General features: G+C 51.1%; 8 protein-coding genes and 1 pseudogene. All 9 read left to right on the top strand.

Going from position 1 to position 9,136, the window contains the following annotated elements; all coding sequences use genetic code 11:
• Window positions 1-99, top strand: a pseudogene (locus tag Q0231_RS09635) (protein TolQ); the annotation flags it as partial.
• On the top strand, window positions 99-545 hold the full coding sequence (gene tolR, locus Q0231_RS09630) for a protein TolR (RefSeq protein ID WP_299347405.1): 447 nt from the start codon (window positions 99-101) through the stop codon (window positions 543-545). The pseudogene Q0231_RS09635 and the gene tolR, both read left to right, overlap by 1 nt.
• Window positions 546-550: 5 nt before the next feature.
• Window positions 551-1,594 carry a hypothetical protein gene (locus Q0231_RS09625; RefSeq protein WP_299347403.1) on the top strand — a complete coding sequence of 348 codons (1,044 nt, stop codon included), beginning with the start codon at window positions 551-553 and terminating at the stop codon, window positions 1,592-1,594.
• A 36-nt stretch (window positions 1,595-1,630) separates the two neighbouring features.
• Entirely contained in the window at window positions 1,631-2,944 is a 1,314-nt protein-coding gene (gene tolB / locus Q0231_RS09620) for a Tol-Pal system beta propeller repeat protein TolB (RefSeq protein WP_299347401.1), read from the top strand.
• 103 nt (window positions 2,945-3,047) lie between these two features.
• On the top strand, window positions 3,048-3,866 hold the full coding sequence (gene ygiD, locus Q0231_RS09615; protein WP_269394828.1) for a 4,5-DOPA dioxygenase extradiol: 819 nt from the start codon (window positions 3,048-3,050) through the stop codon (window positions 3,864-3,866).
• Window positions 3,867-4,016: 150 nt separating this feature from the next.
• On the top strand, window positions 4,017-4,499 hold the full coding sequence (pal, locus tag Q0231_RS09610; protein WP_299347398.1) for a peptidoglycan-associated lipoprotein Pal: 483 nt from the start codon (window positions 4,017-4,019) through the stop codon (window positions 4,497-4,499).
• Between the two features lie 163 nt (window positions 4,500-4,662).
• A complete protein-coding gene (gene ybgF, locus Q0231_RS09605) occupies window positions 4,663-5,655 on the top strand; it encodes a tol-pal system protein YbgF (protein WP_299347396.1) in 993 nt (330 codons plus the stop codon).
• Window positions 5,649-6,947: a tRNA lysidine(34) synthetase TilS gene (gene tilS / locus Q0231_RS09600; RefSeq protein WP_299347394.1), complete on the top strand. Its 1,299-nt coding sequence runs from the start codon at window positions 5,649-5,651 to the stop codon at window positions 6,945-6,947. Before ybgF ends, tilS begins: the two co-directional genes overlap by 7 nt.
• A 158-nt stretch (window positions 6,948-7,105) precedes the next feature.
• Window positions 7,106-9,046 (top strand): ATP-dependent zinc metalloprotease FtsH, encoded by a 1,941-nt coding sequence (gene ftsH / locus Q0231_RS09595; protein WP_299347392.1) that lies wholly within the window; start codon window positions 7,106-7,108, stop codon window positions 9,044-9,046.
• Window positions 9,047-9,136 lie beyond the last annotated feature (90 nt).

Here is a 9,136-nt window from a genome sequence, read left to right as displayed (position 1 = left end):
CTTTCAAGCGACGCGAACAAGTTGAACGGACGATTGGAAGGCTTTGCTGATGAGTTCTCGTCTATTCTGACCCGACAACTCGAAAGCCGAGGTCAGTAATGGGTATGAGCGTGGGCGGTGGTCGCTCGAACAGGCGTCGAGGACGGCGCGGCAAAAGTCAGCCCATGAGCGAAATCAACGTTACCCCTCTCGTGGACGTGATGCTGGTGCTCTTGATTGTCTTCATGGTGGCAGCGCCTTTGCTGACCGTTGGTGTGCCGATTGATCTGCCCCAAAGCCAAGCAAAGTCTTTGAATACAGAAAGCAAGCCGGTCACCGTTTCGGTTACATCGTCGGGCGATATTTATGTTGGAGAAGACAAGATTGACCCAGCAGAGCTGATCTTAACAATTGAAGCCGCAGCACCAAATGGCACGGACGAACGTATTTATGTGCGCGGTGACACCGTTGCTGACTATGGTTCTGTGATGAAAGTCATGGGCCAATTGTCTGGCGCTGGATATACCAAAATTGGCTTGATTACCGAGCAGGAGCAGGGGCAGTAGCCAGCATGCGGATCGGTTTAGGCATTTCAGTTGCACTTCACACGGCCTTGTTGGCTGTCGGGCTATTGTCGCTCGGCGGCGCGGAGCCGTTTGACCCAACGGAAGTTGAGGCGATCCCGATTGAATTGGTGCCGATTGAAAGCATTTCAAACGTTCGGTTTGGATCGCTTGATAGTACCGTTATTGAAACGGAAACCCCGTCAGCGGTCGACAGCACTGAAGCTGCCCAAATTGCTGAACCGACGGGGAATACACAAGAAGACCAGGCCAAGCCTGAAGAAACTCAAAATGTAACGCCTGCGCCAACAGATCAAACAGCGCCAGAACCGCAACCGGAGCCGGTGATTGAGCCAAAACCGGTGGAAAATATTCCTGTGCGGCCACAGCCTGAAGTGGTGCCAGAGCCTGAGCCTGTTGTGCCAACGCCACCAGCGCCAACCCCTGCGCCGGAGCCCGTGCCCACACCAGAGCCAGCGCCACAAGTGCCAGACCCAATTGAGCAGGTGATTGCGGCAAATGATGCAGCAACGGAAGCGGAAGTGCAGGCGCCAAGCCCGCCAATGTTGACGGCTGCTTTGGACCAAGCGCGTTCACAATCTGCACCCAAAGCCGAGACGTCAAAAACAACGGACAATGCGGAAAAAGCGGACAAGATTTCTGACATTATCAACAAAGAAGATAGTCGCGGCGCAACCACAGGAAGTGGGGGCACCAAAACGGCAGGCAAGACAACTGGTACTGCAGCGCGGTTGACCCAATCGGAAAAAGCCGCGCTTGCTGCGCAAATGCGCAAATGCTGGTTGGTACCAATTTCGGCGAAAGAAGTTGATGGGCTATTTGTGCGTTTGTTGATTGATATGAACCGGGATGGATCTGTTGCGGGTACACCGCAAGTGTTGGAGATCTCCATCCAAAATAGCGTCGGCGTTGCCACCGCAAGCGCTGCGCAACGGGCCGTGAGACGGTGCGCGCCCTACACACTGGATGCAAGCAAGTTTGATGAGTGGCGCCAGATTGAAGTTAAATTTGATCCCAAGGATTTGCTCTAGTAGCATCTTGAGGATGTAAGGTTGTTAGGAAGAACCATGATTGATTTGAGCAGACGACAGGCGTTGAAACTGGGCATGGCCGGTGCTGGCGTTGCCGCGTTCTCAAACCCCGCTAGCGCATTGGTGAAAATTGTTGTGTCGGGTGGCGATTTTGAACCCATGCCGATCGGTGTGCCGGTTTTTTCTTCATCGGACCCACAATTGGCGGCCGAGATCACCTCGATCGTTGTTGCGGATTTGAAGCGCTCAGGTTTGTTTGCACCGATGAGTGAAAGTCAACTACCGTTGAAGCAGGGTGATGTGAACGCAAATCCTGACTTTGGTGCGTGGCGCAACGCACAAGCGGATGCTCTGGTGATGGGGAGTGTCAATGAAGTTGGTGGGCAAATCCGCGCGGATGTGCGCTTGTGGGATGTTGTTGAAGGCGCGCAAGCTTTTGGTGAAAGCTTTGCCGCGGACCGCAAGAACACCCGTCGGGTTGCCCATATTGTGGCGGATGCAATTTATGCCAAATTGACCGGGGAAAGCGGCTATTTTGATACCCGCGTGGTCTATGTGGCGGAGAGTGGCCCCAAAGCGAACCGCACAAAACGCTTGGCGATTATGGATCAAGACGGCGCCAATGTTCAATATTTGACGCGCGGTGACAGCATTGTGCTCACGCCTCGTTATTCGCCACAAGGCAATTTGCTTTCCTATATGAATTTTGCCGGCGATGTGCCCCAGATTTATTTGCTAGATTTGTCGACCGGCAAACAGCAAAGGGTGGCGGATTTTGGCAAGATGACCTTGTCCCCGCGCTTTTCGCCAGACGGGCAAAATCTAGCGTTCAGCGTGACCAATGGCGCAAATACTAACCTCTATTTGATGAATTTGCAGCAGCGTAAACCGGCGGCATTAACCAGTGGTGCAGCCATTGACACAAGCCCCAGTTTTTCACCGGACGGGTCGCGTTTGGCCTTTGAGTCTGATCGCGGTGGTTCGCAACAAATCTATGTGATGAATTCAAATGGCGGTGGTGCGCAGCGCATCAGTTTCGGAGAAGGGCGTTATTCGACCCCGGTGTGGTCGCCAAAAGGTGACCTAATTGCTTTCACCAAACAAAGTGAAGGGCAGTTCCACATTGGCACTATGCGCCAAGACGGTTCTGGTGAGCGCATTCTTTCATCAAGTTATTTGATGGAGGGGCCAACCTGGGCACCAAACGGGCGGGTACTCATGTTCTTTAAAGATCCGGGTGGAGATAGCGGACCCCAACTCTATTCAATCGACATTTGGGGGCGCAATGAATTGCGTATCCCAACAGAGACTTTCGCCTCGGATCCAACATGGTCACCATTGTTGAAATAGTTCCACGGTATGGTTTTTGTGCGTACTTGATCTAAAGGTGTGTGGCTCTTAGCTTTGCTTTTTGTCCTCAAAACGGGGACTGGAGAGCAAAGAGTTGTGCCCTATGCCTGCCGTTATCGATTTTCAAGCTTTGCTGGATCAGCTTAAGCCAAGTCCAAAAATGCCAGCGCTGTTTTTGGGGCATGGTAGCCCCATGTATGCGATCACCAGCAATGAATTTTCAAAGAGTTGGCAGCAGCTGGGTGAAAAGCTGCCAACCCCGCAAGCCATTTTATGTGTTTCAGCCCATTGGGAAACGCGCGGAACAACGCTTGTTCAAGTGAGTGAACGCCCTAAAACCATCCATGATTTTTACGGCTTTCCACAAGAATTGTTTGATGTGCAATATCCAGCGGTTGGTGCCCCAGATGCGGCACGTGAAGTCGCGGCCTTGTTACAGGACCATAATGGACATGAAACGATGGAGTGGGGATTGGACCATGGGGCGTGGGCCGTGCTGCGCCATCTGTTTCCAGCGGCGGATGTGCCGGTGTTTCAGCTTTCGATAGATATGAGCATGAGTTTGGCCGATCAGTATGATTTGGCAGCGCAGCTGCGATCACTCCGTGAAAAGGGTGTTATGATTATCGGCAGTGGCAATGTGGTGCACAATCTGCATGTGGCGCGGGCGGACGACGAACAACGCGATTTTGCGCTAGAGTTTGACCATTATGTTGGGAATTATTTGCGCGATGGGGATCATGCTGGTTTAACTGGATTACAGTCAAAGCAAACGCTGTTTGCAAAAGCACACCCAACATTTGAGCATTTTTCTCCCGCAATTTATGTGGCAGCGGTTGCCCATGAAGGCGACCAATTGGCGTTTTTTAACGAACATGTTAATATGGGCAGTATCTCCATGCGGTCATTTGTATATTTCTAAATGCACGAAATACCGCTTAAACTGTAAGGATTGGACATAATCTGGCCTGATTAGGTCTGCATTAACCTTCTTTGAGAACCCGGTTTTAAGATAACGGGGGGTAAAGATTGGCGTTAGAATTTTCCCTATTTCGGAGCAAGGACCATGCAAATGGGTCATAAAATCACCAGCCTATTAAAAGGCATTTTGATTGTCGCACTTGTTGCAGTTGTTTCAGCTTGTGCGCGCACACCTAATAGCGGTGTTGGCAATCTTGGGCCAGGGCAGGCGGCTCCTGGCACGCAACAAGAGTTTTTGGTTAGCGTTGGCGATCGGGTGTTTTTCACTACCGATAGCTCAATACTGACTGATGAAGCGAAAGTGACGTTGGACAAACAAGCTGTTTGGTTGGGACGTTACCCGAACTATCGCGTGCTGATTGAAGGTCACGCTGATGAGCGTGGCACACGTGAGTACAACATTGCTTTGAGCGCCCGACGTGGTTCGGCAGTGGTCAATTATTTGGTTAGCCGGGGCGTGAATTCAAGCCGTGTGACCACAAAGGCGTTTGGTAAAGAGCGACCTGTAGCGGTGTGTAACGATATTTCGTGCTGGTCACAAAATCGTCGTGCTGTGACGGTGTTGGTGCCTTAATCACACGACGAACGTTCAGTACTGGAGGCTGGCGCCGGGATTCGTTATGCGATCCCGGCGTTTTTTTGTCGCAATTTTGTTTTACGTGGGTCCCCAAACAGATTTACAAAGGAACAAAGCCCAACAGTTGGGCGGTTTACGTTTACTTTGGACGGGAGTGGCTATGACAATGAGAATGAAATCAAAGCGATCGCGCGTGCCGCTAATGGTTGGCGCAGCGCTCGTTGGTGCCATGCTGAGCCTTTCGGCTTTTGCGGGTAAATCGGACCCTGCATCTGTTGATGGGCGGCTTGATGCATTGAGTGTGCAGGCTGACCAATTGGGTGCCAATATTTTGTCCATGCAGCAAAACCTGTTGGGCAGTTCAGCGGCGCCTGTTCAAAGCCAACGCATTCGCGTTGGGCAAAGCCGCGAAGTTGGGCAAATAAATGTGCGCCTTGACCAGATTGAAAACCAAATGCGGGTGCTCAACGGTCAAGTAGAAGGTTTGCAGTTTCAGCTGACCCAAATGCAGACGTTGATCGAACGGATGCAAGAGGATTACGAATTTCGGTTCCAAGAACTGGAAGGCGGTTCTTTGGGAAAAACTAGTGCGGCACCCCAACCGGACAGCGTGACGCTGTCTGAGGGGTTGCCGCAGACCCAAACTGAAGCCACAACCGCTGACACCCAAACACTTGGTGCACCAGAAACAACGCTTGGCACAATTGTTCTTGAAGAAAGCGGGCAGCCCCTTGATCTGAGTTTTAACCCGGGCACAACATTATCCGAAGCGGACGGTGATGCGCAGTATGAAGCGGGTTACGAAGCGATTGTGCGTGGTGACTATTTGTTCGCTAAAGATCAGTTTTCTCAGTTCGTCGCCCTTTATCCAAAGCACCCACAATCGGCTGATGCCTATCATTGGCTTGGTGAAGCTTTGATGCAGAATGGAGAAAACGAAGAAGCCGCAGAAGTTTTCTTGGCGGGTTATGAGAGCTTCCCAAATGCAGCAAGGGCACCAGATATGGTGTTAAAGCTTGGTATTGTCTTGGCCAATACGGGTGAGCGAGAAACCGCCTGCCGCACTTTCATTGAAGTTTTGCGCAAATATCCAAACCAGGCCAAAGCCTTTACCGCGCGCGTTAAAGAAGAACAAAGAAAGTCCCAATGTTAAGCGGGCCGATCACCGATTTTCCTTTGGACGATCCTGACCGGGTTAGCTTGCTTTTTGCGCCCGTTCAAAACGAACATCAACTTGGCCTTGCTGTGTCTGGTGGCGCTGACAGTTTGGCGTTGATGCTGCTGGTCGCGCGCTGGTGCGAATTGCAAGACACGCCGCCCAAAGTTGTTGTGTTCAGCGTTGACCATGGGTTGCGCGAAGCAGCCAAATTGGAAACGAAATTTGTTGCAACAGTGGCAGAAGATTTAGGCTTTGATGTTCAAATACTCGTTGGTCAAATAGACAACCCACAATCTCGATTGCAAGAGAAAGCACGTGCGTTGCGCTATGGGCTGATCGGCAATGCCATGGAAGAACTAGGGATCAATTGCTTGCTTACCGGTCATCATAGTGATGATCAAGCGGAAACCGTGATGATGCGCTTATCGCGCGGGAGCGGGGTGAGCGGCCTCGGGGGCATGGCAAAAATTAGTGTGCGCGAAGGCTTATTTGTATTTCGTCCCTTATTGGATGTGACACACTTACAGCTTGAAGCATTTGTGCGGGCAAACGATTTGACGCCAGTCGATGATCCATCAAACACAGATGCGCATTTTGAACGGGTGCGCTGGCGCAGCTTTATGCCCAAGATGGTAGAGGCTGGTTTGAGTGCAAATATGATCGGTCTGTCGGCCAAGCGCTTGCGCCGGGCTGACCAGGCGTTGAACGAATTGACCGAGCAGCTTTATGAAGATCAATTTGTAATTGATCCTTTTGGGTGTTTGTTTTTTGACTTGTCGGCACTCATCAAACAACCAACAGAGATTGGCATTCGGTTGCTCGCACGCGCGCTCGATGATGCGGGTGGTGCGACCCAAATGCCGACCCTTAGCCAGGTGGAGACGCTTTATGAGCATTTGCAGGCAGGAATATTTGGTTTTAAGGGGCTCACGCTTGGAGGCTGTGGGATAACTCTCAAAGACGGGATCGTGCAGATTTTTCGCGAGGCGGGGCGACTGAGAAACGAATCGATGTCTTTGGTGGCAGGCAGCTCGGTGCGCTGGGATAATCGGTTTCAAATTATCGTGGCCCAAGATCGGACATCACCAGTTTGTGTTGCACCTGCGATTGAAATTACACGCAATATGTTGGACACTCTATTGCCCGGTTTGGCTCATGTGCCCATGCAAGCGGTTCAAGCTGCGCCCCTTATTGTGGCGGACCAACAGATTTTGGCCATTGGGGAGCACGTTTTGGCCGACGGGGTGGATATTTTTCGCGTTTTTGGTCCAAATGCGCTGATCTAACGTTAACACCTTTAGTGTTAGATTTTGGCAACGCAATGTTGTCCAAGACTGAGGCGAAACGCCCCTTGTAACTGAGGGGCAGGGTGCCTACATTCGCGATAACTAATTTCGAGATCAGCTTCGCGCACGCGCGGAGCGACAAATCCAAGGCAGGATTAATGAACGGCAATTTTAGAAACTTCGCCATTTGGACTGTGATTTTGGTCCTTTTGTTGGGCCTGTTTCAGGTCTTTAACACGACGACACAAAGCGCAAGCATTGGCCATCGCACCTATTCAGAGTTCGTCTCTGAGGTGGATGCTGGCAATGTAAGCAGTGTGATCATCACCAAAAATGTGCTTCGCGGCACATTGAACAATGGCAGCACATTCGAAACCAATATCCCAACCGGTGTTGATGTGATCTCACGCTTGGAAGCTCGCGGGGTGAGCATTGAAGCACGTGACCCAGAGGGTAGCCCATTTTGGTCGATCCTCTTGTCATCTTGGTTGCCATTTATTGTTATTATTGCCGTTTGGTTCTTCTTTATCCGCCAAATGCAGGGCGGCGGCAAAGGGGGTGCGATGGGCTTTGGCAAATCACGCGCCAAATTGCTGACCGAAGCGCAAGGCAAAATTACATTTGAAGATGTGGCCGGTGTTGATGAAGCCAAGCAGGATTTGGAAGAGATCGTTGAATATTTGCGCGATCCTGGCAAATTCCAACGCTTGGGCGGCAAAATTCCAAGAGGCGTATTGTTGGTGGGCCCTCCGGGTACGGGTAAGACATTGCTTGCACGTTCTGTGGCGGGCGAAGCCGCAGTGCCGTTTTTCACCATTTCTGGTTCTGATTTTGTTGAAATGTTTGTGGGCGTTGGCGCAAGCCGCGTGCGCGACATGTTTGAGCAAGCCAAAAAGAACTCGCCTTGTATCATCTTTATTGATGAGATTGATGCGGTAGGCCGCTCTCGTGGCGCTGGCATTGGCGGGGGGAACGATGAGCGTGAGCAAACGTTGAACCAGCTTTTGGTTGAAATGGATGGTTTTGAAGAGAACGAAAGCATTATTTTGATCGCAGCGACCAACCGTCCTGATGTTTTGGACCCAGCTTTGCTGCGTCCGGGCCGTTTTGACCGTCAAGTGGTGGTGCCAAACCCTGATGTTGGTGGCCGTGAAAAAATCTTGAAAGTACACGTGCGCAAAGTGCCATTGGCACCTGATGTGGACTTGAAAATTCTAGCCCGTGGCACACCTGGTTTTTCTGGTGCTGAATTGATGAATTTGGTCAATGAAAGTGCATTGTTGGCAGCCCGTCGCAATCGGCGTTTTGTCACTATGGCCGAGTTTGAAGACGCCAAAGACAAATTGATGATGGGCGCTGAACGCCGCACCATGGCAATGAAAGAAGACGAGAAGAAGAACACCGCTTATCACGAAGCTGGTCACGCGTTGATCTCTTTGTTGAAGTCGGACATTCTTGATCCAATTCACAAAGCCACCATTATTCCGCGCGGTCGTGCATTGGGTATGGTGATGCAGCTTCCCGAACGCGATCAGATTTCCATGTCATTTGAAGAGATGACATCGCGCCTGGCGGTTATGATGGCTGGTCGCGTTGCTGAAGAATTGACCTTCGGGAAAAAGAACGTGACTTCCGGCGCCCAATCGGACATCGACCAGGCCACCCGTCTGGCGCGCGCCATGGTTACGCAGTGGGGTTTCTCCGACAAACTGGGCAAGGTTGCCTACGGTGAAAACCAGCAAGAAGTATTCCTCGGTCACTCGGTCGCACAGTCGAAAAATGTTTCTGAGGAAACATCCCAGATTATCGACGAAGAAGTTCGCCGCCTGGTTGATGATGGCTTCAAAGAAGCCAAGCGTATTTTGACCAAACGCAAGAAGGATCTCGAGGCTCTCGCCCAGGGCTTGCTCGAATACGAAACGCTCACGGGCAAAGAGATCGAAGAGCTTCTTAGTGGCAAACCACCGTCGCGCGACATGGGTGACGACACCCCACCTTCGCGCGGTTCGGCTGTGCCCAAAGCAGGTGCTAGAAACCATCCTAAAACGGGTATCAACATCAGCGTTTTTAAACGCAGGTGTGTTAGCAATATTATATAAGAAATATAGATTGTTGGTCATACCTGCAATGGTATATTGCGCTAAACCTTTAGATAAATCTTGTAGTGCTAATTCGCGAGTTTGGTTCCA

Source organism: uncultured Maritalea sp. (assembly GCF_937139385.1).
GTDB lineage: Bacteria > Pseudomonadota > Alphaproteobacteria > Rhizobiales > Devosiaceae > Maritalea > Maritalea porphyrae_A.
This window is presented reverse-complemented; position numbering and strand designations above follow the sequence as displayed.

Coding starts and splice junctions, on each gene's coding strand:
- tolR (WP_299347405.1), top strand. CDS start 99: ATGGGTATGAGCGTGGGCGGTGGTCGCTCGAACAGGCGTCGAGGACGG.
- Q0231_RS09625 (WP_299347403.1), top strand. CDS start 551: ATGCGGATCGGTTTAGGCATTTCAGTTGCACTTCACACGGCCTTGTTG.
- tolB (WP_299347401.1), top strand. CDS start 1,631: ATGATTGATTTGAGCAGACGACAGGCGTTGAAACTGGGCATGGCCGGT.
- ygiD (WP_269394828.1), top strand. CDS start 3,048: ATGCCTGCCGTTATCGATTTTCAAGCTTTGCTGGATCAGCTTAAGCCA.
- pal (WP_299347398.1), top strand. CDS start 4,017: ATGGGTCATAAAATCACCAGCCTATTAAAAGGCATTTTGATTGTCGCA.
- ybgF (WP_299347396.1), top strand. CDS start 4,663: ATGACAATGAGAATGAAATCAAAGCGATCGCGCGTGCCGCTAATGGTT.
- tilS (WP_299347394.1), top strand. CDS start 5,649: ATGTTAAGCGGGCCGATCACCGATTTTCCTTTGGACGATCCTGACCGG.
- ftsH (WP_299347392.1), top strand. CDS start 7,106: ATGAACGGCAATTTTAGAAACTTCGCCATTTGGACTGTGATTTTGGTC.